Source organism: Streptomyces sp. NPDC003691, assembly GCF_053981115.1.
This window is the reverse complement of sequence record NZ_JBSFNQ010000079.1, coordinates 1-24,994: the sequence shown is the minus strand read 5'-3', so window position 1 is coordinate 24,994 and position 24,994 is coordinate 1. Positions and strand designations below refer to the sequence as shown.

The window sequence follows — 24,994 nt, the reverse complement described above, 5'->3', positions numbered from 1 at the left end:
CGGACCTGCGGACGCCCTTTCGCGGCGGTGAGCGGTGGGGGAACAGAAACCTAAAGGGTTTCGGTTTTTGGCAATGTAGCCTCCGGCTGAGGATCCGGGAAGAGCCGAGGGAGAGCGGAAAAATGGGACGGCCGCGGACATCGCTGATCGACCGAGAGCGCATCGCGACGGTCGCTCTGCAACTCGTCGACGAGGAGGGCGAGTTCAGTGTGGTCGCGATCGCCCGGCGGCTCGGGGTCCAGACGGGGTCGCTGTACCACCATGTGGAAGGCCGGGACGGGATCGTCGAGCTGCTGCGGGAGCGGGTCTGCGCGGGCATCGACGCGGAGTCGCTGGACGCCCCGGACTGGCGTACGGCGCTGGCGGGCTGGGCCCGCTCGTACCGGGCGGCCTTCGCGGCCCACCCCCGGGCCATCCCGCTGCTGATGGCGTCCCCGGTGCGGGCGCCGCGGGTGCTGTCCCAGTACGAGCGGGCGGTGGGCGTCCTGCTGGCGGCGGGCTTCCCGGCGGACGGTGTGATGACGGCGGTCATCGCCCTGGAGAACCTGATCCTGGGCTCGGCGCTGGACCTGGCGGCACCGCAGCCGATGTGGGTCCTGGCGGACGAGGCCGAAACACCGGAGCTGGCCCGGGCCCTGGCCGCGAGCCCGGCGGCGGACCGGGCGGACGCGGCGTTCGAGCTGGCACTGGAGGGCTGCCTGGCCCGCCTGGCGGCGTTGCGGGTGACCTCGGGAGCCTGAGGCCGCGGGCCCCGAGGTGTTGCGGGATTCGCCCGGCAGGGCGGCGGCTGGCTCCCGGCCGCGGACCGTGCCCGGTTGCTCGCGCAGTTCCTCGCGCCCCCTATGCCTTCGGCAATGGGGACCCCCAACACCCCTGACGGGGCTCGTCCTGGCCAGGACGGCCGGGGAAGGGGGTTCGGGGGCGCGAGGAACTGCGCGAGAAGCGACCACGGCGCGCGGCCGGAGACGGACCCCGGCCGCGCCGGGCCGTGCGGAAGCCCCGGGGCGGGAGGCCCAAGGGCGGCGCTACCCCCAGTGGGAGACGGCTACGCGTCGTAGAAGAGGGATTCGACGACCGCGCGGGCCCGGCGGGTCACCCGGCGGTACAGGTCCAGCATGTCCCCCGCATGGCCCGGGCCGAAGCCCAGGTAGCGGGCGACGGCGGCCAGTTCGCGGGTGTCGGAGGGGAAGGTGTCGCCGGGGCGGCCGCGGACCAGCATCACCGCGTTGCGGACACGGGACGCCAGCACCCATGCCTCGTCGAGGATCTGCGCGTCCTCCGTGCTGATGAGGTCCGCCGCCCGGGCCGCGGCCAGGGCCTCGCGGGTGCGGGTGGTCCGCAGGCCCGGTTCGGCCCAGCCGTGGCGCATCTGGATGAGCTGGACGGTCCACTCGACGTCGCTCAGCCCGCCGCGGCCGAGTTTGGTGTGGAGTGCGGGGTCGGCACCGCGCGGCAGCCGCTCGGACTCCATCCGGGCCTTGAGCCGCCGGATCTCGCGTACCGCGTCCTCCCCCAGGCCCTCGGCGGGATAGCGCAGCGGGTCGACCAGTTCCATGAAGCGCGCGCCCAGGTCCGCGTCGCCCGCCATCGGGGCGGCGCGCAGCAGTGCCTGGCTCTCCCAGACCAGGGACCAGCGGCGGTAGTACGCCTCGTAGGAGGCGAGGGTGCGGACGAGGGGGCCGCTCTTGCCCTCGGGGCGCAGATCGGCGTCGATGAGGAGCGGCGGATCGGCGGTGGGCAGCTGGAGCAGCCGCCGCATCTCCTCGACGACGAGCCCGGCGGCCCGCGCGGCCTCCTGGTCGTCGACGCCTTCGCGGGGTTCGTGGACGAAGAGGACGTCCGCGTCGGAGCCGTAGGACAGCTCCTGGCCGCCGAAGCGGCCCATGCCGATGACGGCGAACCGGGTGGGCAGCCGGTCGCCCCAGCGTTCCCGTACGGCGGCCCGCAGCGCGCCCGCGAGAGTCGCCGCGGTCAGATCGGTGAGCGCGGTGCCGATCTGGTCGACGAGGGCGCCGGTGTCGGTCTCGGCGGGGCTGTCCTCGGTGCCGTACGAGCCGATGAGATCGGCCGCGGCGGTACGGAACAGCTCCCGGCGCCGCACCCCGCGGGCCGCGGCGACCGCGGCCTCCGCGTTGTCGGCGCGGTTGACGGCGGCGAGCACCTCGGGTTCCAGATGGTCGCGGCCGCGGGGCCGCAGCCCGCCGGGGTCGCCCAGGATGGCGACCGCTTCGGGGGCGCGCAGCAGCAGGTCCGGGGCGAGCCGTCCGGCGGAGAGCACCCGGGCGAGGTTCTCGGCGGCGGCGCCCTCGTCGCGGAGCAGCCGCAGGTACCAGGGGGTTTTGCCGAGGGCGTCGGAGACCTTGCGGAAGCCGAGGAGTCCGGCGTCGGGGTCCGCGGAGTCGGCGAACCAGTTGAGCAGGACGGGCAGCAGGGTGCGCTGGATGGCGGCCTTGCGGCTGACGCCGGACGCGAGGGCCTCGATATGCCGGAGGGCGGCGGCCGGGTCGGCGTAGCCGAGGGCCTCCAGCCGCTGTCCGGCGGCCTTGGCGCTGAGCCGGGCCTCGCCGGGGGCGAGCTGGGCGACGGCGTCCAGGAGGGGCCGGTAGAAGAGCTTCTCGTGGAGCCGCCGGACCACGGACGCGTGCCGTCGCCACTCGCGGTTCAGCTCGGTGACGGGGTCGGTGCGGAAGCCGAGGGAGCGGCCGAGGCGGCGCAGGTCGGCGGGGTCCTCGGGGACGAGGTGGGTGCGCCGGAGCCGGAAGAGCTGGATGCGGTGCTCCATGGCGCGCAGGAAGCGGTAGGCGTCGTCGAGCTGGCCGGCGTCGGCCCGGCCGACGTACCCGCCGGCGGCGAGGGCCTGGAGCGCGGCGAGGGTGCTGCCGCTGCGGAGCGACGAATCGCTGCGGCCGTGGACGAGCTGGAGGAGCTGGACGGCGAACTCGACGTCCCGGAGTCCGCCGGGCCCGAGCTTCAGTTCCCGGTCGACCTCGGCGGCCGGGATGTTGTCGACGACGCGGCGGCGCATCTTCTGGACGTCGGCGACGAAGTTCTCCCGCTCGGCGGCCTGCCACACCAGCGGTGACACGGCCTCGATGTACTCCTCGCCGAGCAGCGGGTCGCCGGCCACCGCCCGGGCCTTGAGAAGTGCCTGGAACTCCCAGGTCTTGGCCCAGCGCTGGTAGTAGGCCAGATGGCTGGAGAGGGTCCGGACCAGGGGCCCGTTGCGCCCTTCGGGCCGGAGGTTGGCGTCGACGGGCCAGATGGTGCCCTCGACGGTGGTCTCCGAGCAGATCCGCATCAGATGGGAGGCCAGCCGGGTGGCGGCCTGGAGGCCGGTGCTCTCGTCGGCGCCCCCGGCGGGTTCGCCGACGAAGACGACGTCGACGTCGGAGACGTAGTTGAGTTCCTGGCCGCCGCACTTGCCGAGGGCGATGACGGCGAGCCGGCAGCGGCCGGCGTCCTCGGGCGCGGCGGAGCGGGCGATGGCGAGGGCGGCCCGGAGGGTCGCGATGGCCAGATCGGCGAGTTCGGCGGCGGTCTGCGCGACATCGGTGGTGGCGCAGACGTCGCGGGCGGCGATGGAGAGCAGACAGCGCCGGTAGGCGACGCGCAGGGCGACCGGGTCGGTGGCCTCGGCGAGGCAGTCCTCGAACTCGGCGACGCCGGGGTGGAGATCGGCCGCCTCGTACGTGGCCAGGGCGCGCCAGTCGCCGGGGTGGCGGGCCAGGTGGTCGCCGAGCGCCTCGGAGGCGCCGAGGACGCCGAGGAGCCGGTCCCGCAGGGGTTTGGCGGTGGTGAGGGTGTCGAGGAGGACCCGGCCGTCCCCTTCGGGCTGCGCCTCGGCCAGCCGGACCAGTCCGGTGAGGGCCAGATCCGGGTCGGCGGTGGCGCCGAGCGCGTCGAGGAGGAGGGGGTCCTCGCGTACGGACGCCAGCGCGGGCAGCCCGAGGAGGCGCTCCGCCGCGGCGGGGTCGGTGAAACCGTGCCGCAGCAGTCGGCTGAAGGTACTGCTCCTGCGTCCCGGCACCGGCACCGTCGTCATTCCGCCGCTCCCGTCGAGGGTTCGAGGTCAGAGCATCGAGCCTAGCCAACCCGTGGCGCCCGCTCCGTGCGGAGTCCGCCGGACCGGCCGGGATCCGCCGGGCCGTACGGTACCCGCACCCCCGAAGTCATTCGAACAAATGTGTGAAAGTTCTGTGCGCACCGATGAGTTGGCGCGCGGTCCGGAGTCGGAACCGGCACCTTGTCAGAAGATCCCCGTTCGACGACCGGACCCCGCGCCCGGCCGACCGCCGCCCGGAGACAGCAGCGGCGGCCGGACCGGATCCGGTTCCCGAGGAGAAACGCACCCATGACACCACCCACGCCACCCGCACCCGCCGGCGAGATCGCCACCGGCTTCAGCGACCCGGCGGCCCGGGCCCTGGACTGGGCCACGGCCGACCGGCTGCTCGACGAGGCCGAGATCTTCTGGCTGTCGACCGTACGGCCGGACGGCCGCCCGCACGTCACCCCGCTGATCACGGTCCGGCACGAAGGGCGGCTGCACTTCTGCACCGGCGCTGGGGAGCGCAAGGCCGGGAACCTCCGGGAGAACCCGGAGGTCGTGCTGACCACCGGGACCAACTCCCTGGCCAAGGGCTGCGACCTGGTCGTGGAGGGCACCGCCGGCCGGGTGACCGACGGCGCGGTGCTGCGGACGCTCGCGGACGCCTATGTCGCCAAGTACGGCGCGGACTGGACCTTCGAGGTGGGCGACGGCGTCCTGGACGGCGAGGGCGGTCCGGCGCTGGTCTTCCGGGTCGAGCCCCGCACGGTCTTCGCCTTCGCCAAGGACCCGTACGCGCAGACCCGGTTCCGCTTCCCCGCCGCGGAGTGACGACACCCGTTCCACCCCGTACTTCCCCGCCCCAGGACTCACCCGAAGAAGGGAATCCCCCGATGGACCTCACCCTGGAAGTCGTCAACCTGCCGGTCTCCGACCTCGACCGGTCCAAGCGGTTCTACACGGAGGGCTGCGGCTTCCGGGCCGACCTCGACCAGGAGGTGGCCCCGGGCGTACGGATCATCCAGCTGACGCCGCCGGGATCGCGCTGTTCGGTCGCGCTGGCCGCCGGGCTCCCGGCGGCTCCCGGGCTGACGAAGCCCGCCCCGGGCACCACTCACGGTCTGCAGCTCTGCTCCACCGATATCGAGGCCACCCGGGCGGCCCTGGCCGCGGGCGGGGTGGACGTGTCGCCCGTGATGCACGTCGGCGAGGCCGGCTGGACCGAGGGCAAGGGCGGCGAGTGGAACTCCTTCCTCTTCTTCGCCGACCCCGACGGCAACTCGTGGATCGTCCAGGAGGCCCCGTCGCCGCTCTCCGAGCGCTGACCCGGGCGGCGTCCCGGCCCGCGGGCAAAGAACTCGCGGCGGGCCGGGACGCCGTGCCAACCTGCGCGCATGCCGGTTACACATACCTATGACGTGTCCGTACGGTGGACGGGGAATCTCGGTCGGGGGACGGCGGACTACCGCTCCTACGAACGGGCCCACGATGTCCTCGCCGAGGGCAGGCCGCCCATCCCCGCCTCGTCCGATCCCGCGTTCCGGGGCGATCCGGCCCGCTGGAACCCGGAGCAGCTGCTGGTTGCCTCGGTGGCCCAGTGTCACATGCTCTGGTACCTGCACTTCTGCGCCACCAACGGGGTCACGGTGGTGGCGTACGAGGACCGGGCCCATGCCGTGATGACGATGGACGAGAGCGGCGGCGGGGGCCGGATCACCGAGGTCCTGCTGCGCCCGGAGGTGACCGTCGCCGACGCGGCGGCGGTCGGGAAGGCCCGGGCGCTGCACGGCGAGGTGCCCGCCGTGTGCTTCGTCGCGCGGTCGGTGAACTTCCCCGTCCGCCACGAGCCGGTGATCCGGGTGGCGGGCGGGGCCGGCCCCGCGTGACGATCACCGCGTGACGAACCGTCCGGTGAACCGCGCGGGCGAACCGCACTGTCGGGCCGCACTGTCGGGCCGCACTGTCGGGCCGCGCTGACGGGCCGCGCTGACGGGCCGCGCTGACGAACCGCGCTGACGAACCGCGCTGACGAACCGCGCTGTCGGGCCGGGCGTCAGGGCTGCGGCGGCCGGTCCGTCCCGCCGCCCTGGCCACCGCCGTACTGGCCCTTCAGCTTGTCCTGGGCCTGGTCGACATGGCCGCTGTACTTCCCCTGCGTCTTGCCGTCGACGGCGTCTCCCGCCTTGTCGACGGCCTTGTCCGCCTTGGCCTCGTGGCCCTTCAGCATCTGCTTGAGCTTGTCCATCACGGACATGGGGTCACCCTTTCGCCGCACTGCTCCCCCGCAGTTCCAGGGTCACAGCGCCGGTCCGGTTCCGCATGTCGGCGGCCCGGACCGGCAGCCCCGGACCGGCGGGGCGGGCGGCCGGCTGCCCGGCCCCCGCCGCGTACCGCTGCTCCCGGCGGCTACAGCACAGGAAGGTTCTTGCGCAGCTCGAAGGCGGTGACCTCGGAGCGGTACTCCTCCCACTCCTGCTTCTTGTTGCGCAGGAAGAAGTCGAAGACGTGCTCGCCGAGGGTCTCGGCGACCAGTTCGCTCCGCTCCATCAGCGCAATCGCCTCGCCCAGGTTCTGGGGCAGCGGCTCGATGCCCATGGCGCGGCGTTCGGCGTCGGAGAGCGCCCAGACGTCGTCGTCGGCGCCCGGCGGCAGCTCGTAGCCCTGCTCGATACCGCGCAGTCCGGCGGCGAGCAGGACCGCGTAGGTGAGATAGGGGTTGGCGCCCGAGTCGATGGACCGCATCTCGACCCGCGAGGAACCCGTCTTACCCGGCTTGTACATCGGGACCCGGATCAGCGCGGACCGGTTGTTGTGGCCCCAGCAGATGTACGAGGGGGCCTCGCCGCCCGCTCCGGCGCTGCGGGCCGAGCCGCCCCAGATGCGCTTGTAGGAGTTCACCCACTGGTTGGTGACGGCGGAGATCTCCGCGGCGTGGCGCAGCAGACCGGCGATGAACGAGCGGCCGATCTTGGAGAGCTGGTACTCGGCGCCGGACTCGTAGAAGGCGTTCCGGTCGCCCTCGAAGAGCGAGAGATGGGTGTGCATGCCGGAGCCGGGGTACTCGCTGAACGGCTTGGGCATGAACGTCGCCTGGACGCCCTGCTCCAGCGCAACCTGCTTCATCACCAGCCGGAAGGTCATGATGTTGTCGGCCGTGGAGAGCGCGTCGGCGTAGCGGAGGTCGATCTCCTGCTGGCCGGGGGCGCCCTCGTGATGGCTGAACTCCACGGAGATGCCCATGGACTCCAGCATGGTGATGGCCTGGCGGCGGAAGTCCATGCCCACGTTCTGCGGGGTGTGGTCGAAGTAGCCGGAGTTGTCGGCGGGCACCGGGCGGCTGCCGTCGACCGGCTTGTCCTTCAGCAGGAAGAACTCGATCTCGGGGTGGGTGTAGAAGGTGAAGCCCAGGTCGGAGGCCCTGGCCAGCATCCGCTTGAGGACGAATCGGGGGTCCGCGAAGGACGGCGAGCCGTCCGGCATGAGGATGTCGCAGAACATCCGGGCGGTGCCGGGGGCCTCGGCGCGCCAGGGCAGGATCTGGAAGGTGCCGGGGTCCGGCTTGGCGATCATGTCCGATTCGTAGACCCGGGCGAAGCCCTCGATGGCGGAGCCGTCGAAGCCGATGCCCTCGTCGAACGCCTGCTCCAGTTCGGCGGGCGCGACGGCGACGGACTTCAGGAAGCCCAGCACATCGGTGAACCAGAGGCGCACGAAGCGGATGTCGCGCTCCTCCAGGGTGCGGAGCACAAATTCCTGCTGCTTGTCCATTGCGGCTTCCCATCCACCCAATCGTTGCCGGTCGAGCCAGCCCGCTCCCGGGGAGCATCGCATCCACGGGTTTCCGGCAGGTTGCATACCCGGGCTGAGCCCCATTGTGTGCCAGGGGCCACGGCGAGACGACCCCGAGGCCCGCGGGACGGGTGCGACGGGGGTGGCGGGCGGGCCGCCGGTGGGGCCGGTGGCCGTATCCCGACCGGTACGACCGACCGATAACCGCCCCGTATGAGGTACGGAGCGGCCGCCCTGGATACGATCTGCGGCTATGGGGGGTCACCGGCTCGGCCGCCTCGCGCGCACCACGCGTCCCGTGGCACTGCTGAGTGCCGCCGCGACGCTCCTCGGCGCGCTCTTCCTCTGCCTGAACGCGGCGGACGACCATGCGCCGGGCCCGGCCGCCCGGGACAGCGTCCCCGCCTTCTCGTGTCCGTACGACGGCGGCTCCTGCGGGCTGCGGCCGGTCGTGGGCGCGGCGGTGCTCACCGCGCCGCCGCTGGACACCCCGCCGCTCTCGGCGGAGCTTCTGCGCACTCCGGCCGGGCCGCCGGACCTCGGCGGTCCCGACCGCTCGGGCCCGCTGCCGCGCGCGCCCGGCCTGCACGTCCTTCAGGTGCTGAGGATCTAGGCCGCCGCCTGCCGCCTCGCACCGGCCGGCCGGACCCGGCTCCGACCGACTCGCACCCTTGCCACATCCCCCCTGTTGATCGCAGCCTCATGCGCAGGCCGGTCACCCCCTGACGAAGGACGCACACCCCATGGCTTCCGGTAAGAAGACCTCCAAGAGCTACTCGAAGAACAACGCCGCCCACGACCGCCGGGCCCGAATAGAGGCGGCGCGGAAGATCGAAGCGGCCCGCGAGCGGCGCAACCGCATCCTCACCATCGGTATCAGCGGTGTTGTGGTGGCCGGTCTCGTCGGCTTCGGCCTCTTTGTGATCAACAAGGACAACAAGGAGGAGCAGCAGAGCGTCGCGGAACGCAAGGAGCCGATCACGGGTGAGAAGGTCTGGGACCCGAAGAAGCTCAGCCAGACCCATGTCAAGGGCGCGGTCAGCTACCCGGACAAGCCCCCGGTGGGCGGCGACCACCACCAGGCGTGGATGAACTGCGACGCCAAGGTCTACAAGGAGCCGGTCCCCAACGAGAACGCCGTCCACTCGCTGGAGCACGGCGCGGTCTGGGTGACGTACACCGACAAGGCCGCGAAGAAGGACGTCGAGAAGCTGGAGAAGAAGGTCAAGGACACCTCGTACTCGCTGATGAGCCCCTACAAGGACCAGGCGGGCGCGATCATGCTGACCGCGTGGGGCAAGCAGCTCACCGTCGATTCGGCGGACGACCCGCGGGTGAACAAGTTCTTCTCGAAGTACGTCCTCGGTGAGCAGACCCCGGAGAAGGGCGCGACCTGCTCGGGCGGAGTGACCGGGAAGTGACGGCGATGACCCGGACGCACTGGACGGCGGCGGTCACCGTGGTCGCCGCGCTGATCTTCGCCGGGGCGGCGACGGTGGCTTCGGCGGGCGACGACGGCTCGGCGCCGCGGACCCCCTCGACGGACTCGGCGGACGCCGGGTTCGCCAGGGACATGTCCCTGCACCACCAGCAGGCGGTGGAGATGTCGTTCATCGTCCGCGACCGTACCGAGGACGTGGATGTGCGCCGGCTGGCGTACGACATCATCAACACCCAGGCCAACCAGCGCGGCATGATGCAGGGCTGGCTGGACCAGTGGGGGCTGGCGCAGATCGCGCCGGACCGGGAGCCGATGGCGTGGATGTCCGGCAGCGGGGCGCACGGCGGTCACGGCGGCGCGAAGAAGAAGGGTGACGCCCGGATGCCCGGTATGGCGACGCCCGAGCAGTTGGAGAACCTGGCGAAGCTCAGCGGCAAGCAGGCCGAGGTCGAGTACCTCCGGCTGATGATCGCCCACCACGAGGGCGGGGTGGACATGGCCCAGGGCTGTGTGGACCTCTGCTCCCCGGGTGTCGAGCGGCAGTTGGCCGAGGGCATGGTCCAGGGCCAGCGCTCGGAGGTCGAGCTGATGACCGGCATGCTGAAGGACCGCGGGGCGAGCCCGCGCGCGTAGTGCCGTGCGGTGCCGTGGTGCTGCCGCGGGGCCGTGTGATGACGCGGGCCCGCGGGGTGCCGTAGTGCGTTCGGGCCGGCCTCAGGGGCCGGGTGCCGCTCCCGCCGGACGGGAGCGGCACCCGGCCCCTGTTGTCGTCCGGGGCGGCCCTGCTCCCGTCCGGGCCGGTCAGGGCCGGCCGGGCGGGGTCAGGGACCAGGTGATCAGGGGCGGCCGGAGGCCCCCGCAGCGGGGCATGCCCCGCTCGTCGGTGAGGCCGACCTCGGTTTCGGCCACCCCTCCGGCCGCGGCACCGGCCGGCAGGTCGCCGAGGAAGAGCTTCGCCCGCCGGAACATGGCGAAGGTGCCGCCGGGCGGCAGTTCGCCCCAGGTGAGATAGGCGAAGCGGGCGCCCCGGCGGCCCTGGACATGGGGGCCGCGGAAATCGGTGGTGCCGTCGGCGGCGGGCACGGTCTCCACGGGGATCTCGAAGACGGCGCCGGCGGCGTCGGCCCGCACCACCTGGTCGGGCTCGGTGCCGCGCTGGGTGCCCAGATGGATGTGGTGGAAGCCGCCGCAGTCGGTGCCGGGCAGGTCATGGGCGGTGATGCGCAGGGTCAGCAGGGCCATGAGCGGTCGTTCCCCCGGGGTGGTCGTGGTGCCGTGACATCCGTGCCGGTCGTGCTGGTCGTGCTGGTCGTGCTGTTGGTACTGCTCGTACTGCTTGCGCCGGGCGGGCGGTGCGGGACCGGCGCGTGGTCGGGCCCGTACTCCCCGTCGCCGGGCCCGGCCGGGCCCGTACTCACCCGTTCGGCCCAGCGCGGTCGCGTCCCCCGAACGGCGGAACGACCATGGAATCGCACACCGGTCCGGGACCGGCCCGGTCCGTGACGCGCCCGCGGCCGGCGGCCGGGGCCGCCGATCGTGAGGAGACGCGAAGGCCATGACCACTGCCAAGGACATCATGCATCCCGGGGCCCACTGGATCCCGGCCCACGAGACCCTCGACCGCGCGGCCCAGCTGATGCACCGCCTGGATGTGGGCGCGCTGCCCATCGCCGACGCGCAGGAGCGGCTCTGCGGCATCCTCACCGACCGGGACATCGTCGTGGGCTGTGTGGCACTCGGCCGCGACCCGGCGAAGGTGACGGCCGGGGAGATGGCCCGGGGCACGCCCCGCTGGGTCTCGGCGGACTCGGACGTGGGCGAGGTGCTCCAGGAGATGGAGGTGCACCAGATCCGCCGGCTGCCGGTGATCGAGGAGAAGAAGCTCGTCGGCATGATCAGCGAGGCGGATCTGGCACAGCATCTCTCGGACGAGCAGCTGGCGGGGTGGATGGAACGGGTGTACGCGAGGGCTTGAGGCGCTGTCCCGGCGGGGCGGCGGCGAGGCCGAGTGCGTCCCGGCGCCCGCTGCCCCGGCCGCGTCCGCCGCCCCCCGGCCGGTGTCATCCGGCCGGGGGCGCCAGTGGCTCGGTGCGGGTCGCGGGCCCCTGGGGCGCCGGCCGTACGCCCGGGGCGAGTACGGCTTCGGCGACCGCGTCCGGCCGGTCCAGCATCAGCAGATGGCCCGCGGCGCCGGTCTCCCGGAAGCGGGCTCCCAGCAGCAGCGCGAGGGCCCGCTGGCGGGCGGTCCAGCGGCGGCCGCCGGAAGTGGCGGCGAGGACCGTGACGGGCGCACCGGGCGGCAGTGGGCGGCGCTCGCGCAGGGCGAGGAGTTCCGCGGCCACCGCCCGGTAGTGGGCGTTCTCCAGGAGCGCGCCGCGCAGTACGCGGGTGGTGCCGTAGACCGCTCGGACCAGCGCGGCCGGGGCCGGGTCGCCGCCGCCGGAGCGGGCGAGCCGGACCGCGAGCCCGCGGACGGGCGGTCCGAGGGCGGCCGGTACCCCGACGGCCCCCAGGGCGCTGCCCGCCGCCCGGGCGGCCGCGGTGCGCAGGGCGGGCGCGGCCGGTACCGCGGCGCGCTCCTCGACGCTGGAGTCGACGAGGACGACGCCCGTGGTGCGGCCCGGGTGGAGCCGGGCGAACGCCTCGGCATGGAATCCGGCGATCGAGTGACCGACGACGGTGGCCGGGCGGTCCCGCAGCCCGGCGGCGTCGAGGACCCCGGCGATCCGGTGGGCCTCCCCGGCGGCCGTGGGGGCGGTGGGGGCGGGGGCGCTGAGGCCGTGCCCGGGGCGGTCGAAGCGGACGACCGTACGGTGCGGTGCGAGCAGCGGGACAACGGGATCCCAGTCGAACCAGGCGAGCCCGAGGCCCGCGCTGAGCACACAGACGGGTCCGCTGCCCTCCACGACCACATGGTGCGGCACACCGCCGATCCGTACGAACGTCACCCTGTCACCGCCTCCGGCCGTGCCGTACCGTCCGCGCTCCGCGGTTCCGTCCGGTCCGCCGGTTCCGCCCGGTCCACCGGATCCGTCCCGTCCACCGGGTCCGTCCCGTCCACCGGGTCCCCGCTCCGCGGGCGCCGCCTCTCCCGCGCCAGCGACAGCGCGAGCACTCCCAGCCAGACTGCCACGAAGAGGACCTGGAGCCGCTGCCCGGCGCCGAGCGCCCAGGTGCCGTTCCCGGCCTCGAAGGCGGCGATCGACACCAGGGTCCAGCCCGTCGCGAGCAGTTCCAGGGCGACGAGGGCCGGCCCGTACCGGGCCACCTCCGGCAGGATGCCGTAGCGGCGGGCGGCCACGGTGAGGGCGACGATGCCCACCAGGGCGCCCGTCATGGCGAGGGAACTGCTGACGGCGTGCGCGGTGTGGGTGGCGGGGACCAGGCCCGCGGTCTCCCGCGCGGCGCACTCGGGGTCGGCGGTCGGCGTGCAGCTCAGCGGCAGCCGGGAGTCGACGGCGGTCGCGGCGCCGAAGAGGGTGACGCCCGCCCAGCCGATCACGGTCCAGGGGCGGCGCGGGGCGCGCCGGGCGCGCAGGGTGTGGGCGAGGGCCAGTGCGGCGCCCGCGAACACCAGGGAACCGGCGGCCAGGTCGGTGGCGCGGAAGAGGCCGCCGAACGGCTGGTCCTCGGCGGCGAGTTCACTGACGTACGTCTGTACGGGGTCGAGCCCCGTCGACAGGACGACTTCCAGGAGCCAGGCGGTGTAGACGAGGGCGCCGATGGCTATGAGTGCGGCGGTCATCAGTCCATGATCTCGCACAGGTGACCGGTTTCTTCCGGACGGCCCTCACGTATACCCGGTGGGGGTAGTATAGCGATCATGGTGAAGGCCCAGGGGACGCGGACGGGACGGCTGCTGCTGTTCCTCGCGCTGCTGTTCGGGGTCGTGACCATGCACACCGTGGGGCATCCGTCGTCGGGCCACACCACGGGCGGGGCCCGGGCCCATACGACGGGACATCCGGCCGGAGCCGCGGCTCCGGCTCCGGCTCCGGCTCCGGCTCCGGTGGAGAAGACAGGCGGCACGGCGCGCGCGGCGTACGTCCCGAGCATCCCGGACATCCGGAGCGCCCCGGGCATCCTTCACCCCCTGAACGCCCCGGCCGCCGCGCACGCCGGCTCCGGCGCCCCTGCGACGGAGAGCCGTGCGTCCCTGGAATCCCCCGGCGCCCCGCACGCTCCGGCCGCCCAGCCCACCGCGGCCGCCGGTGTCACCGTCACGGCCGCGGCCGCCGGGGCGGCCGTACTCCGGGACGGCGGGCCCGCTCCCGGCGTGATGGACCCGACGATGGTCTGTCTCGCCGTGCTCGGCGCGTTCGGAGTCGCGCTGCTCGTCTTCGCGGGCGCCTGGCTGCGGCAGCGCGCGGCCGCCGCCGCTGCCGCTGTGGGTCTCACCTCCGGCGGCGTCCGGGCCGCACCCCGCCCGCCACCACCCCGGATACGTCTCGCACAACTGTCGGTGCTGCGGATCTAGAGACGCGCCGGCCGCCCGTGGAGGGCGGCACGCGCGACGGATCCGTACGGCCCGTTCCGGGCCGTACCCAGACACCGACAGCACGAGGTGCATCGACATGACCAAGTTCATCCATCGCCGTACGCTGCTGGGCGCTTCGCTCGCCGTGGCCGGGACGGCGGCCCTGGCGGCCTGCTCCGGCTCGGACGGCGGCCAGGGCGGCGGGCACGCCGGACACAACGGCGGCGGCCAGGGCGGCGGCGGGGCCGCCGGAGCGGGCGGCGGCAAGGGGTTCGTGAAGCCCGACGGCCCGGAGGTCCTGGCCGCCGAGGCCAAGCGCGGCAAGGGCCCCGAGCGCAAGGTCCGGCTCACCGCCACCCCGGCCACCCTCGACCTCGGCGGCGGGCTCACCGCGAAGAGCTGGGCCTACGGCGGCGAGCTGCCCGGCCGCGAGGTCCGGGTCACCGCCGGGGACACCCTGGCGCTCACCCTCGCCAACAATCTGCCGGACACCACGTCCCTGCACTGGCACGGGCTGGCGCTGCGCAACGACATGGACGGCGTACCCGGTCTGACGCAGGCCCCGGTCAAGGCGGGCGCCGCCTTCGACTACCGCTTCACGGTCGCCCACCCCGGCACCTACTGGTTCCACCCGCACTCGGGCGTCCAGCAGGACCGCGGCCTCTACGCGCCGCTGATCGTCGAGGACCCGAAGGAGCCCCTGAAGTACGACAAGGAGTGGGTGATCGTCCTCGACGACTGGGTCGACGGGATCGACGGCTCCACGCCCGACGCCGTACTCACCGAACTCAGCAAGGGCATGATGAGCGGCGGCGGCCACGAGGGCCACGGCGCGGCCGGGACGACCGCCATGGGAGGCCGGGGCCGGGCCGCCGCGGCCCGGCGGCCCGCCGCCGCCGAGACCCCGGGGCCGGGCGGGGCCGGACCGTCCCGGATGATGATGGGCGCCAAGAGCGACCTGCTGGGCGGGGACGCGGGCGATGTGGCCTACCCCCACTACCTGATCAACGGCCGGACCCCGAAGGCACCGACCGCCTTCAGTGCGAAGCCGGGCGACCGGATCCGGCTGCGGATCATCAACGCGGGCGGCGACACCGCGTTCCGGGTCGCCCTCGGCGGCCACGAGCTGACCGTGACCCACACCGACGGCTTCCCGGTCGTCCCCACCAAGGCGGATGCCCTGCTGCTGGGCATGGGCGAGCGCTACGACGTCGTCGTCACAGCGGGCGACGGGGTGTTTCCGCTGGTCGCGCTCGCGGAGGGCAAGAACACCACGGCGCTGGCGCTGCTGCGCACCGGCGGCGGGGCCGCCCCCGCGGCGACCGTGCGCCCCGCCGAGCTGACCAAGCGGGTACTGACCGCGGAGAAGCTGCGCGCCGACGCCTCGGTCGCCCTGCCCGCCCGCAAGCCGGACCGCGAGATCCGGATCGAGCTGACGGGCGGGATGGCCAAGTACGACTGGGCCTTCGACGGCAAGCCCTACACGCCCGACCCGCGCCACGAGGTCAGGGCCGGGGAGCGGGTCCGGCTGGTCTTCCGCAACCCGACGGGGATGTGGCACCCGCTCCATCTCCACGGCCACACCTTCGCCGTGGGCGGTACGGCGGGCGGGGCCCGCAAGGACACCGCGATCATCCTGCCCAACGGCACACTGACCGCCGACTTCGACGCCGACAACCCGGGGCTGTGGATGATCCACTGCCATAACGTCTACCACGCGGAGGCGGGCATGATGACGGTCCTGGGCTACCGCAAGTAGCCCTCCGGGCCGGGCCCCGGTGTGCCGCTACGGCGCCCGGAGCCCGGTCCCGGCCCGGGCCCGCTCGCCCCGCCGGGGGACCGCGCGTGGGGCGTCCCACACCGCCCGGCCGGGACATCGCGTCAGAAAGACGATTACACTGGGCCCGTGCCTCAACTACGTCTCGCCCTGAATCAGATCGACGCGACGGTCGGCGACCTCGGCGGCAACGCCGACGCGGTCGTCCGGCGCACCCGGCAGGCGGCCGAGCGCGGTGCGCACCTCGTGGCCTTCCCCGAGATGATGCTCACCGGCTACCCCGTCGAGGACCTCGCGCTGCGCTCCTCCTTCGTGGACGCCTCCCGCGCGTCGCTGACGGCTCTCGCGGCCCGGCTGGCCGACGAGGGCCTGGGCCGGGTGCCGGTGATCGTCGGCTATCTCGACCGCTCCGAGGCCGGCCGGCCGAAGTACGGGCAGCCCGCGGGCGCGCCCCGGAACGCCGCGGCCGTCCTCCACGACGGCCGGGTGGTCCTCGGCTTCGCCAAGCACCATCTGCCGAACTACGGCGTCTTCGACGAGTTCCGGTACTTCGTGCCCGGCGACACCATGCCGGTGGTGCGGGTACGGGGTGTGGACGTGGCCCTGGCCATCTGCGAGGACCTCTGGCAGGACGGCGGCCGGGTGCCCGCCACCCGCTCCGCCGGGGCCGGACTGCTGATCTCCATCAACGCCTCGCCGTACGAGCGGGACAAGGACGACACCCGGCTCGACCTGGTGCGCAAGCGCGCCCAGGAAGCGGGCTGCCCGGTCGCGTACTGCGCCACCACCGGCGGCCAGGACGAGCTGGTCTTCGACGGCGACTCCATCGTGGTGGACGCGGCGGGCGAGGTGATCGCGCGGGCCCCGCAGTTCGAGGAGGCCCTGCTCCTGGTCGACCTCGACCTCCCGGCGGCGGCCGCGGTGCCGCCCTCCGGGGTCGTCGACGACGGGCTGCGGATCGACCATGCCGTGGTCTCCGGGGAGCCGGTCCCGGCGTACGAGCCGGAGTACACCGGCGGGTACGCGGAGCGGCTCGACGACGACGCCGAGGTGTACGCGGCCCTGGTGACGGGGCTGCGCGCGTACACCCTGAAGAACGGCTTCCGCTCGGTCCTGGTGGGCCTCTCCGGCGGTATCGACTCGGCGCTGGTGGCCGCGATCGCCTGCGACGCGCTCGGCGCGGAGCACGTGTACGGCATCTCGATGCCGTCGAAGTACTCCTCGCAGCACTCCCGGGACGACGCCGCCGAACTGGCCCGGCGTACCGGACTCCACTTCCGCACCGTCTCCATCGAGCCGATGTTCGACGCCTATATGGGTTCCCTCGGGCTCACCGGGCTGGCCGAGGAGAACCTCCAGTCCCGGCTGCGCGGCACGCTGCTGATGGCGGTCTCCAACGAGGAGGGGCATATCGTCCTGGCCCCGGGCAACAAGTCCGAGCTGGCGGTGGGCTACTCCACGCTCTACGGCGACTCGGTGGGCGCGTACGGCCCCATCAAGGACGTCTACAAGTCGACGGTGTTCCGGCTGGCGCGGTGGCGCAACCGGGTCGCCGCGGAGCGCGGCGAGACCCCGCCGATCCCCGAGGAGTCGATCACCAAGCCGCCGAGCGCGGAGCTGCGGCCGGACCAGGTGGACACGGATTCGCTGCCGGACTACGACGTCCTGGACCGGATCCTGGAGCTGTACGTGGACCGGGACCGGGGCCGGGCGGCGATCGTGGCGGCCGGATTCGACGAGGAGCTGGTCACCCGGGTGCTGCGGCTCGTGGACACCGCGGAGTACAAGCGGCGCCAGTACCCGCCGGGCACCAAGATCTCGGCGAAGGGTTTCGGCAAGGACCGCCGGCTGCCGATCACCAACCGCTGGCGCGAGCACGCCTCCTGACCGGCTCCTCACCGTCTCCCGACCGGCTCCCGACCGGCACGGTCGGCAGGTCCGACGACGCCCTCGCGCCCCCGTACGCCGCCCGGCGACCGGGGCCGGGGGCGCGTCCGTCCGCGGGGCGGTCACCGGCGCCGGTCCCGTACGCCGCCCGGGTGACCGGGCCCGCCACGGGCGGTCAGCCGCCGGTCACCCGGCCCCGCAGCCGCTCGTGGCGCTGCCGGGCCGCCTGGGTGCTGCCGAGCCCTAGACCGAAGGCGATCTCCTGCCAGGTCAGCCCGCGGCCATGGGCGATGGAGAGCAGGGACTCCTCCAGTACGTCCAGATCGCCGCGGACCCGGGCGACCAGGGTGAGCGCGGCGATCAGATCGCTCCGGTCGACCTCGGGCTCCCCCTCCTCCAGCAGCCCCGGCCCGGCGGCGAGCGCGACCGTCAGCCCCACCGCCTCGTGCGGTGTGACCATCGGCTGGTTGAGATGGCGGCGGCGCATGGACTCGGTCGCCGCGTGCCGCTGGTCGAGCCGGGCCAGCGCGGCGAACTCCCGCCCGGCCCGCGCGGCGGCGGGCTCGACCGGGCTGAAGACGTCGGAGGACGCCGCCCCGGACCCGGACACGGACTCGGACACGGGAGCGGACTCGGGAGCGGGGACGGACTCGGGGGCCGTTTCGGGCGCGGTCTCGTTCATGGCAGGTGACGGTACGCTCCGCACCCCCACCGGTCAATGACGTATTGCCAAGACTTCACATCCAACACATTGAAGTGAACACTCTGTTCACTTCAGGGGTACGCAGGAGGCGCCCCGGAAAACCCGGGGCGCCCGGCCCGCCCCCGCCACTGCCGCCCGGAACCGGCGGCGGAAGCGGTCAGCGCAGCTTGATGCTCGCCGCTATCGGCAGATGGTCACTGTCCGTACGCGGCAACGTCCAGGACGCCACCGGCTCCAGCCCCTTGACCATGATCTGGTCGATCCTGGCCATCGGGAACGACGCGGGCCAGCTGAAGCCGAAACCGTGACCCGCGGCTCCCTGCGTGGAACGCATCTGGGAGGTCACCGCCCGTAGCGCCCGGTCGTTCATCGTGCCGTTGAGATCGCCGAGGAGCACCACCTTGCCGACCTCGTCCACCGCTATGGCGTCACCCAGCGCGTCCGCGCTCTTGTCGCGCTCGTTGGCCGTGAAACCGGCGTGCATCTTGACGCGTACGGACGGCATATGGGCCACGTAGACCGCGATATCCCCGTGCGGAGTGGTGACCGTGGAGCGCAGCGCGCGCGTCCAGCCCATCCGGATATCGACCGGGGCGACGCCCTTCAGCGGGTACTTGCTCCACAGCCCAACCGTGCCCTGGACCGCGTGGTACTTGTACACCTTGCCCAACGCCGCCCGGTAGGTCGGCACCTGGCCCTGCGCCAGCTCCTGGAGCGCCAGCACGTCCGCGCCCGATTCCGCCAGGTCGGCCGCCGTGCCCGCCGGGTCCGGATTCTCGGCGTTGACGTTGTGGGTGGCGACCGTGATGTCGCCGCCCTTGCCGGACTTGTCGGTGATCAGCCCCCCGAAGAGGTTCAGCCAGACCCCGACCGGCAGCAGCAGGGCCAGCAGCGCGGTCGCCGAGCGCCGCCAGAGCGCGGCGAGCAGCAGCGGCGGCACCGCCAGGATCGGCAGCCACGGCAGGAACGTCTCGGACAGGGATCCCAGATTGCCTATCCGGTTGGGCACATGGGCGTGCAGCGCCGTCAGCAGCGCCACGGCCGCCGCCAGCACCGCAAGCACGATCCCGCGCCGCCACAGACCGCCCTCCGCCCGCCACGGCCGGAACGGGCCGACGGTCCGCAGGCGCCGGAACCGGCCCTCCGGCCGGGGCGCACGTTCCCCGGGATCCCCCGGACCGCCGCTCCCCGTCTCCGCCTTGTCCGCCTGAACCATCCGCGCCGTCCTCACTGCCTTGCGCCGTCACGCACCGAGCTTCGGCCCTGACACTAGGCGATGACGGTACTGCGTCCACCGCCCCGGGGCGGCCGTACCCCCATGAGGACGCCTCCGGTACGCCCGCCGGTTCCCGCAAATCCACCCAGGCCGGGACGGACCGGTCGGTCCGGTCCCCGGGCGCGCCGCCGTGCCTCCGGGGTGCCTCCCCGGCCCCGGCCTTTTCACGGCGCGGCACGAAGTGCCACCATGGGGGTGATCCGGGGACGCCGTCAGGGCGCCACGAGATGACATAAGGAGCCGTAGGTCATGACGCTTCAGGCTGCCCAGAAGCCTGCCGCCGGCAGCAAAACGCTGTACGGCGGCAAGGGAACCCGCCGCATCACCGTCCACGACATCGCCGCCGCCAAGGAGCGCGGCGAGAAGTGGCCCATGCTCACCGCCTACGACGCGATGACCGCGTCCGTCTTCGACGAGGCCGGGATCCCGGTCATCCTCGTCGGCGACTCGATGGGCAACACCCACCTCGGCTACGACACCACCGTGCCCGTCACCATGGACGAGATGACGCTGCTCTCGGCCGCCGTGGTCCGGGGCACCTCGCGCGCCCTCGTCATCGGGGACCTGCCCTTCGGCTCCTACCAGGAGGGCCCCGTCCAGGCGCTGCGCCACGCCACCCGGCTGGTCAAGGAGGCCGGGGTCGGCGCGGTCAAGCTGGAAGGCGGCGAGCGTTCCCTCGCGCAGACCGAACTGATCGTCCAGGCCGGTATCCCCGTCATGTCCCATCTGGGCCTCACCCCGCAGTCCGTGAACACCATGGGCTACCGGGTACAGGGACGCGACGACGAAGCCGCCCACCGGCTGCTGCGGGACGCCAAGGCCGCACAGGAGGCGGGCGCATTCGCCGTCGTCCTCGAACTCGTCCCCGCCGGACTCGCCGCCGAGGTCACCCGCTCCCTCCATATCCCGACCGTCGGCATCGGCGCGGGCGCCGGAACCGACGCGCAGGTGCTCGTCTGGACCGATATGGCCGGACTGACCGCGGGGAAGGTACCGCGGTTCACCAAGCAGTACGCGAATCTGCGGCAGACCCTGGGGGACGCGGCGAAGGCGTTCGCGGACGATGTACTCGGCGGAACGTTCCCCCAGGAGGAGCACACCTTCCACTGATTTTTTCGGGGCTCGGTTCGCCTCCGGGGCGCTTGGGGGTCCCCCCACGCCCTCAGGGCGTAGGGGGAGTGTTCTTCAGGCGATCGTGCTCGGCCGCTCGTTCCTCGCGGCGTCCGCGCGTTCGCCTTCCAGAACACGACGCGCCCCTTCGACTCACTCGCCGTCAGGCCCTTGGGGGTGAGGGGGACCCCAGGGCGCCCCTCTGGCTCGCTCGCCCTACGCCCCCGGGCTGCCGGGCCCGGGGGCTACTGGCTTGTCGGCGGCTGACGGGCGGGTGTCGGCGGTCTGTCGGCGGTCTGTCGGTGCGCTCGTGGACCGTGTTCTCCATGACGCTCATCGACACGATCCCGGACCGCACCGGGAACACCGCCGTCGAGGTGCGGGGGCTGGTCAAGCACTACGGCACGACCAAGGCCCTCGACGGTGTGGACCTCGACGTCCACGAAGGGACCGTCCTCGGGGTCCTCGGCCCCAACGGAGCCGGGAAGACCACCCTCGTACGGTGTCTCTCCACCCTGGTCACCCCCGACGCGGGCACCGCCACCGTCGCCGGGTACGACGTGGTGCGCCAGCCCCGCGGGCTGCGCCGGGTCATCGGGCTCACCGGCCAGTACGCCTCGGTGGACGAGAAGCTGCCCGGCCGCGAGAACCTCTACATGATCGGGCGGCTGCTCGACCTCTCCCGGCGGGCCGCCGGGGCCAGGGCGGACGAGCTGCTGGAACGCTTCTCCCTCACCGAAGCGGCCAGGCGGGCCGTGGGGACGTACTCGGGCGGTATGCGCCGCCGGCTCGACCTGGCCGCCTCCCTGGTCGGCCGGCCCACCGTGCTCTACCTCGACGAGCCCACCACCGGGCTCGACCCCCGTACCCGCAACGAGGTCTGGGGCGAGGTCCGGCACATGGTCGGCGAGGGCACCACCGTCCTGCTCACCACCCAGTACATGGAGGAGGCCGAGCAGCTCGCGCACGAGCTGACCGTGATCGACCGCGGCCGGGTCATCGAGAGCGGCCGGGTCGACCAGCTCAAGGCGCGGGTCGGCGGCCGGACCCTGCGGATCAGGCCGGCCGACCCGGCGGACCTGCCCGCGATGGCACGGGTGCTCGCCGAAGCCGGACTCGACGGCATCAGCGGCTCGGTGCCCAGCGACGACGGAACGGTGCTCTCCGTACCGATCCTCGCCGATGTCCAGCTCACCGCCGTCATCGGGGTACTGGCCGCGCGCGGCTTCGGCATCGCCGACATCGGCACCCAACTGCCCAGCCTCGACGAGGTGTTCCTGGCCATCACCGGGGCACCCGCGAGCACGGCACCGGAGGACGCCGGCGAGCCCGGCCGGAAAGGCAGGGCGGCATGAGCGGCGGTACGCGTACGACGGCGGACGAGGTCACCGGAGCGGGCCGGGCGGCTCCGGCCGCGGCACCGCCGGTGCGGGCCGGTTCACCCGGCCGGCCCGGGACCGCCGGACCGGCCGGGCCCCGGGACGAGCCCCGGATCGGACTCCGCGCCCATCTGCGCCATATCGGGGCCCTCACCCGGCGCAACACCCTCCAGATCAAACACGATCCGGAGTCGATGTTCGACGTGCTGCTGATGCCGGTCATCTTCACGCTGCTGTTCGTCTACGTCTTCGGCGGCGCGATCTCCGGCAAGGGCAATCAGAACGACTACGTCAACTACGTCGTCCCGGGCCTGATGGCCATGATGGGCATGAATATCGCGATGGCCGTCGGCACCGGGGTCAACGACGACTTCAAGAAGGGGGTGATGGACCGCTTCCGCTCCATGCCGATCGCCCGCTCCTCGGTCCTGATCGCCAAGATCGTCGTCGAGATCGGCCGGATGACGGTGGCGATGGTGATCCTGCTGGGCATGGGCTTCCTGCTCGGTATGGACGTCAAGACGTCCTTCCTCGAAGTGCTGGCGGCCATGGGGCTGTCCCTCGTCTTCGGCGCGTCCCTGATGTGGGTGTTCATCCTGCTGGGGATCGCCCTGCCCACACCCCAGGCCGTCCAGGGCATCGCGATGCTCGTCCTGATGCCGCTGCAGTTCGGCTCGTCCATCTTCGCCCCGCCGGAGACGATGCCGAGCTGGCTGGAGACCTTCACCGAGTACAACCCGCTCTCCAATCTCGCGGACGCCGCCCGGGCGCTGGTCAACGGCGGCCCGCTGGCCGAGCCCATCGGGATGACGCTGGGGTGGACGGTGGCCATCACCGTGATCACCGCACCGCTGGCGGTCGCCCGGTTCCGCAAGAACTGACCCGGCGGCCGCGGCCCGCAACGCCGTGAGCCCCGGCGCACCGAGCGTCCGTCGCACCAGGACGGTGGCTCACACCAGGGCGGTGGCCTCCTCGACCGTGAGGCCGCCGCCCTCCTCGTACGCCGCCGCATACGCTCCGTCGCCCAGCGCCGCCCGCAGCCGTCTCTCGATCAGCTCCCTGGCCTCGCGTTCCCACGACGGGATGCAGATACCGCTCGGACGCCGCGCGTCGGCGACGGCGAGCAGTCGTACGGCGTCCGCGGTCCGGCCCGGTTCGACCGCGGCCAGCGTGCCCGCGACCGTCACCAGATGGGTCGCCAGGAACTGCGGGGCGACCAGGGTGCTCAGCGGCTCCGCGGCCATCCGCATCGCGTCCACGGCCGCCTCGAACGCCTCCCGGTGCCGTCCGTCCAGATGGTCCAGCCAGGCGATGAACCCCTTCACCATGCCGTGGAAGACCAGCAGCCGGCTGGCGCCGAACAGGTCCATCAGCGTCGCCAGGACCTCGCGTGCCTCCTCGCGCCGTCCGGTGCGGCCCAGCCACATGCCGAGCAGGATCCGGGAGATGGCGGTCGCCTCGTGGACCTGCTCCCCCTGGGCCTCGACCACCTGACGGACGATCGTCTCGCCGCGCCCGGCCGACTCGGCACCCAGCTCCATCAGCGCCCCGCCGAGCCGCGCCCGCAGCACGGCCTCCTGGGCGGGCGCCCCGAGGACTGCGACGTACCCCAGGGCCTCCTCGTAGTCCCCGGCCGCCGCGGCGTAGTCCCCGCACCGCTCCCGGGCCTCGGCCCGGGCCGCCAGCGCCTCGGCCGCGCCCCAGGAGTCCCCGAGCCCGGTGAAGATCCGCCATGCCTCGTCGGCGTACGCGAACGCCTCGTCCGACCAGGGCGCACGGTCGGAGAGCACATTGGAGCGGAACTGGACGGCGACGGCCAGCTCCCATTCGTACCCGTACTCCCGGCAGGACCGGACGAGCGTGTCGAGCATCTCCGGGACGTTCGAGCCGTCGCCGGTGAGCAGGACCGCGAAGAACCAGAGATTGCCCGGGAAGCGGCAGACCTGCGGCAGACCGGACCGGTAGACCCGGGTGATCCGGCGCAGCCTCGTCATGTTCTCGGGCGAGGTCCACATATCGAAGTCGCGGTTGAGCGTCACCATGCGCAGCAGCTCGTTGGAGCGGCGGGCCTCGGCGAGGAGTTCGGGGGCCAGCGGCGGCGGGCCGTCCGTGAACCGCTCGAAGACCGGGGCGGCGGGGACGCTGTCCGCCGCGAAGGGGTCGGGGCCCAGTTCGCGGGCGGCGGCGGACCAGTGGTGGCTCTCCGCCCGCAGGTCCTTCACCTGCCAGTACCAGGCCGTGAACATCACCAGGCAGAGCGCCTCCTGCTCGTCGCGGGCGGCGACGGCGCGGCGGAAGGCGGTCCGCAGGTTCTCGTACTCGCGGTCGAACAGTCGCAGCGCCGACAGCTGTCCGGAGCCACGGAGCAGCGGATCGGTGGCGCGGGCCAGTTCCCGGTAGTGGACGAGGTGGCTCCGTTCGACCGCGGCGCGTTCCCCGGCGGCGTCGAGGCGCCCGGCGGCGTACTCGGCGACGGTTTCGAGGAGGCGGTAGCGCATGGCGGAACCGTCCGCTCCCGGTTCGGCGACCACGAGCGACTTGTCGACCAGCGCGGCGAGGACATCCAGGATGTCCGGGGCGTCACGGGTGTCCGGAGCCTCGCGGGTGTCCGGAGCGGCTTGGGTGTCCGGAGCGGCTTGGGTGTGGTGAGTGTCGCGGGTGTCCGTACCGGCGTCGGCCGTACGGGGCCCGGGGCCCGGGTCGGCCTCGGCGCCGGAGCGGGCCGGAGCGGCGCAGACCGCTTCGGCGGCCGTCAGATCGCAGCCTCCAGCGAAGACGGAGAGGCGGCGGAGGGTGGTGCGTTCGTGGTGGTCGAGGAGGTCCCAGGACCAGTCGACGACGGCGCGGAGGGTCTGCTGGCGGGGCAGGGCGGTACGGCTGCCGCCGGTGAGGAGACGGAAACGGTCGTCGAGACGGTCGGCGATCTGACGGGGGGTGAGCGCCCGGAGCCGGGCCGCGGCCAGCTCCACGGCCAGCGGCAGCCCGTCGAGACGGCGGCAGATCTCCGCACAGGCCGCCGCGTCGTCCCCCACCGAGAACCCCGCCCGCGCCGCCGCACCCCGCTCCCCCAGCAGCCGCAGCGCGGCCTCCGGCGACAGCGGACCCAC

23 protein-coding genes are annotated in these 24,994 nt (G+C 73.2%); 14 read left to right on the top strand and 9 right to left on the bottom strand.

All coding sequences use genetic code 11. The features are described 5' to 3' along the window. Positions 1-122 precede the first annotated feature (122 nt). On the top strand, positions 123-740 hold the full coding sequence (locus tag ACWDR0_RS27860) for a TetR/AcrR family transcriptional regulator (protein WP_456354541.1): 618 nt from the start codon (positions 123-125) through the stop codon (positions 738-740). A gap of 305 nt (positions 741-1,045) precedes the next feature. Here the strand turns inward: ACWDR0_RS27860 and ACWDR0_RS27855 are convergent, their stop codons facing one another. Next, positions 1,046-4,042 carry a bifunctional [glutamine synthetase] adenylyltransferase/[glutamine synthetase]-adenylyl-L-tyrosine phosphorylase gene (locus ACWDR0_RS27855; protein ID WP_456354540.1) on the bottom strand — a complete coding sequence of 999 codons (2,997 nt, stop codon included), beginning with the start codon at positions 4,040-4,042 and terminating at the stop codon, positions 1,046-1,048. A gap of 309 nt (positions 4,043-4,351) precedes the next feature. Between ACWDR0_RS27855 and ACWDR0_RS27850 the strand changes: the two genes are divergently transcribed. From ACWDR0_RS27850 to ACWDR0_RS27840, 3 genes are all read left to right on the top strand, one after another. Then, positions 4,352-4,879 carry a pyridoxamine 5'-phosphate oxidase family protein gene (locus ACWDR0_RS27850; RefSeq protein WP_456354539.1) on the top strand — a complete coding sequence of 176 codons (528 nt, stop codon included), beginning with the start codon at positions 4,352-4,354 and terminating at the stop codon, positions 4,877-4,879. A gap of 62 nt (positions 4,880-4,941) precedes the next feature. Further along, positions 4,942-5,373 (top strand): VOC family protein, encoded by a 432-nt coding sequence (locus tag ACWDR0_RS27845; protein ID WP_456354538.1) that lies wholly within the window; start codon positions 4,942-4,944, stop codon positions 5,371-5,373. Positions 5,374-5,442: 69 nt separating this feature from the next. Then, positions 5,443-5,934: an OsmC family protein gene (locus ACWDR0_RS27840; protein ID WP_456354537.1), complete on the top strand. Its 492-nt coding sequence runs from the start codon at positions 5,443-5,445 to the stop codon at positions 5,932-5,934. Between the two features lie 167 nt (positions 5,935-6,101). Here the strand turns inward: ACWDR0_RS27840 and ACWDR0_RS27835 are convergent, their stop codons facing one another. Both ACWDR0_RS27835 and ACWDR0_RS27830 read right to left on the bottom strand, forming a co-directional pair. Then, positions 6,102-6,302, bottom strand: coding sequence for an antitoxin (locus ACWDR0_RS27835; protein ID WP_456354536.1), 201 nt, complete (start codon positions 6,300-6,302; stop codon positions 6,102-6,104). Positions 6,303-6,454: 152 nt separating this feature from the next. Further along, positions 6,455-7,816, bottom strand: coding sequence for a glutamine synthetase family protein (locus ACWDR0_RS27830; RefSeq protein ID WP_006349630.1), 1,362 nt, complete (start codon positions 7,814-7,816; stop codon positions 6,455-6,457). Between the two features lie 319 nt (positions 7,817-8,135). On the opposite strand from ACWDR0_RS27830, the gene ACWDR0_RS27825 reads away from it, so the two are divergent. The 3 genes from ACWDR0_RS27825 to ACWDR0_RS27815 all read left to right on the top strand — a co-directional run bounded on the left by ACWDR0_RS27825 (position 8,136) and on the right by ACWDR0_RS27815 (position 9,911). Next, positions 8,136-8,450, top strand: coding sequence for a hypothetical protein (locus ACWDR0_RS27825; RefSeq protein WP_456354535.1), 315 nt, complete (start codon positions 8,136-8,138; stop codon positions 8,448-8,450). 130 nt (positions 8,451-8,580) lie between these two features. Continuing rightward, the gene (locus tag ACWDR0_RS27820; protein ID WP_456354534.1) at positions 8,581-9,258 is read left to right on the top strand and encodes a DUF3105 domain-containing protein; all 678 of its coding nucleotides are present in this window, start codon (positions 8,581-8,583) and stop codon (positions 9,256-9,258) included. A gap of 5 nt (positions 9,259-9,263) precedes the next feature. Next, the gene (locus tag ACWDR0_RS27815) at positions 9,264-9,911 is read left to right on the top strand and encodes a DUF305 domain-containing protein (protein ID WP_456354533.1); all 648 of its coding nucleotides are present in this window, start codon (positions 9,264-9,266) and stop codon (positions 9,909-9,911) included. Between the two features lie 168 nt (positions 9,912-10,079). Here the strand turns inward: ACWDR0_RS27815 and ACWDR0_RS27810 are convergent, their stop codons facing one another. Further along, the gene (locus ACWDR0_RS27810; protein WP_456354532.1) at positions 10,080-10,520 is read right to left on the bottom strand and encodes a DUF5990 family protein; all 441 of its coding nucleotides are present in this window, start codon (positions 10,518-10,520) and stop codon (positions 10,080-10,082) included. A gap of 313 nt (positions 10,521-10,833) precedes the next feature. On the opposite strand from ACWDR0_RS27810, the gene ACWDR0_RS27805 reads away from it, so the two are divergent. After that, a complete protein-coding gene (locus ACWDR0_RS27805; protein WP_456354531.1) occupies positions 10,834-11,253 on the top strand; it encodes a CBS domain-containing protein in 420 nt (139 codons plus the stop codon). Positions 11,254-11,338: 85 nt separating this feature from the next. Here the strand turns inward: ACWDR0_RS27805 and ACWDR0_RS27800 are convergent, their stop codons facing one another. Continuing rightward, complete coding sequence (locus ACWDR0_RS27800; RefSeq protein WP_456354530.1) at positions 11,339-12,226, bottom strand: alpha/beta fold hydrolase; 888 nt, start codon at positions 12,224-12,226, stop codon at positions 11,339-11,341. Continuing rightward, the gene (locus ACWDR0_RS27795; protein WP_456354529.1) at positions 12,223-13,023 is read right to left on the bottom strand and encodes a DUF998 domain-containing protein; all 801 of its coding nucleotides are present in this window, start codon (positions 13,021-13,023) and stop codon (positions 12,223-12,225) included. Before ACWDR0_RS27795 ends, ACWDR0_RS27800 begins: the two co-directional genes overlap by 4 nt. 78 nt (positions 13,024-13,101) lie before the next feature. Here ACWDR0_RS27795 and ACWDR0_RS27790 point away from each other — a divergent pair, with 78 nt between their 5' ends. From ACWDR0_RS27790 to ACWDR0_RS27780, 3 genes are all read left to right on the top strand, one after another. Beyond that, entirely contained in the window at positions 13,102-13,755 is a 654-nt protein-coding gene (locus tag ACWDR0_RS27790) for a hypothetical protein (RefSeq protein WP_456354528.1), read from the top strand. A 97-nt stretch (positions 13,756-13,852) separates the two neighbouring features. Beyond that, the gene (locus tag ACWDR0_RS27785) at positions 13,853-15,514 is read left to right on the top strand and encodes a multicopper oxidase family protein (protein ID WP_456354527.1); all 1,662 of its coding nucleotides are present in this window, start codon (positions 13,853-13,855) and stop codon (positions 15,512-15,514) included. A 147-nt stretch (positions 15,515-15,661) separates the two neighbouring features. Continuing rightward, positions 15,662-17,419: an NAD+ synthase gene (locus tag ACWDR0_RS27780; protein ID WP_456354526.1), complete on the top strand. Its 1,758-nt coding sequence runs from the start codon at positions 15,662-15,664 to the stop codon at positions 17,417-17,419. Positions 17,420-17,594: 175 nt separating this feature from the next. Here ACWDR0_RS27780 and ACWDR0_RS27775 read toward each other — a convergent pair whose 3' ends face one another. After that, the gene (locus ACWDR0_RS27775; protein ID WP_456354525.1) at positions 17,595-18,101 is read right to left on the bottom strand and encodes a DNA-binding protein; all 507 of its coding nucleotides are present in this window, start codon (positions 18,099-18,101) and stop codon (positions 17,595-17,597) included. A gap of 178 nt (positions 18,102-18,279) precedes the next feature. Beyond that, complete coding sequence (locus ACWDR0_RS27770) at positions 18,280-19,338, bottom strand: endonuclease/exonuclease/phosphatase family protein (protein WP_456354524.1); 1,059 nt, start codon at positions 19,336-19,338, stop codon at positions 18,280-18,282. 309 nt (positions 19,339-19,647) lie between these two features. Here ACWDR0_RS27770 and panB point away from each other — a divergent pair, with 309 nt between their 5' ends. The 3 genes from panB (at position 19,648) to ACWDR0_RS27755 (ending at position 22,768) form a co-directional block, all read left to right on the top strand. After that, entirely contained in the window at positions 19,648-20,508 is an 861-nt protein-coding gene (gene panB / locus ACWDR0_RS27765) for a 3-methyl-2-oxobutanoate hydroxymethyltransferase (RefSeq protein WP_456354523.1), read from the top strand. Between the two features lie 326 nt (positions 20,509-20,834). After that, positions 20,835-21,863: an ATP-binding cassette domain-containing protein gene (locus ACWDR0_RS27760; RefSeq protein WP_456354522.1), complete on the top strand. Its 1,029-nt coding sequence runs from the start codon at positions 20,835-20,837 to the stop codon at positions 21,861-21,863. Continuing rightward, positions 21,860-22,768 carry an ABC transporter permease gene (locus ACWDR0_RS27755; protein ID WP_456354521.1) on the top strand — a complete coding sequence of 303 codons (909 nt, stop codon included), beginning with the start codon at positions 21,860-21,862 and terminating at the stop codon, positions 22,766-22,768. The genes ACWDR0_RS27760 and ACWDR0_RS27755 overlap by 4 nt, the downstream gene beginning before the upstream one ends. Positions 22,769-22,837: 69 nt before the next feature. Here ACWDR0_RS27755 and ACWDR0_RS27750 read toward each other — a convergent pair. Continuing rightward, positions 22,838-24,994: ATP-binding protein (locus tag ACWDR0_RS27750; RefSeq protein ID WP_456354520.1), on the bottom strand; the 2,157-nt coding region annotated here is incomplete at its 5' end.

Excerpts from the sequence above, each read along its gene's own strand:
- ACWDR0_RS27860 (WP_456354541.1), top strand. The coding sequence starts at position 123 with ATGGGACGGCCGCGGACATCGCTGATCGACCGAGAGCGCATCGCGACG.
- ACWDR0_RS27855 (WP_456354540.1), bottom strand. The coding sequence starts at position 4,042 with ATGACGACGGTGCCGGTGCCGGGACGCAGGAGCAGTACCTTCAGCCGA.
- ACWDR0_RS27850 (WP_456354539.1), top strand. The coding sequence starts at position 4,352 with ATGACACCACCCACGCCACCCGCACCCGCCGGCGAGATCGCCACCGGC.
- ACWDR0_RS27845 (WP_456354538.1), top strand. The coding sequence starts at position 4,942 with ATGGACCTCACCCTGGAAGTCGTCAACCTGCCGGTCTCCGACCTCGAC.
- ACWDR0_RS27840 (WP_456354537.1), top strand. The coding sequence starts at position 5,443 with ATGCCGGTTACACATACCTATGACGTGTCCGTACGGTGGACGGGGAAT.
- ACWDR0_RS27835 (WP_456354536.1), bottom strand. The coding sequence starts at position 6,302 with ATGTCCGTGATGGACAAGCTCAAGCAGATGCTGAAGGGCCACGAGGCC.
- ACWDR0_RS27830 (WP_006349630.1), bottom strand. The coding sequence starts at position 7,816 with ATGGACAAGCAGCAGGAATTTGTGCTCCGCACCCTGGAGGAGCGCGAC.
- ACWDR0_RS27820 (WP_456354534.1), top strand. The coding sequence starts at position 8,581 with ATGGCTTCCGGTAAGAAGACCTCCAAGAGCTACTCGAAGAACAACGCC.
- ACWDR0_RS27815 (WP_456354533.1), top strand. The coding sequence starts at position 9,264 with ATGACCCGGACGCACTGGACGGCGGCGGTCACCGTGGTCGCCGCGCTG.
- ACWDR0_RS27810 (WP_456354532.1), bottom strand. The coding sequence starts at position 10,520 with ATGGCCCTGCTGACCCTGCGCATCACCGCCCATGACCTGCCCGGCACC.
- ACWDR0_RS27805 (WP_456354531.1), top strand. The coding sequence starts at position 10,834 with ATGACCACTGCCAAGGACATCATGCATCCCGGGGCCCACTGGATCCCG.
- ACWDR0_RS27795 (WP_456354529.1), bottom strand. The coding sequence starts at position 13,023 with ATGACCGCCGCACTCATAGCCATCGGCGCCCTCGTCTACACCGCCTGG.
- ACWDR0_RS27790 (WP_456354528.1), top strand. The coding sequence starts at position 13,102 with ATGGTGAAGGCCCAGGGGACGCGGACGGGACGGCTGCTGCTGTTCCTC.
- ACWDR0_RS27785 (WP_456354527.1), top strand. The coding sequence starts at position 13,853 with ATGACCAAGTTCATCCATCGCCGTACGCTGCTGGGCGCTTCGCTCGCC.
- ACWDR0_RS27775 (WP_456354525.1), bottom strand. The coding sequence starts at position 18,101 with ATGAACGAGACCGCGCCCGAAACGGCCCCCGAGTCCGTCCCCGCTCCC.
- ACWDR0_RS27770 (WP_456354524.1), bottom strand. The coding sequence starts at position 19,338 with ATGGTTCAGGCGGACAAGGCGGAGACGGGGAGCGGCGGTCCGGGGGAT.
- panB (WP_456354523.1), top strand. The coding sequence starts at position 19,648 with ATGACGCTTCAGGCTGCCCAGAAGCCTGCCGCCGGCAGCAAAACGCTG.
- ACWDR0_RS27760 (WP_456354522.1), top strand. The coding sequence starts at position 20,835 with ATGACGCTCATCGACACGATCCCGGACCGCACCGGGAACACCGCCGTC.
- ACWDR0_RS27755 (WP_456354521.1), top strand. The coding sequence starts at position 21,860 with ATGAGCGGCGGTACGCGTACGACGGCGGACGAGGTCACCGGAGCGGGC.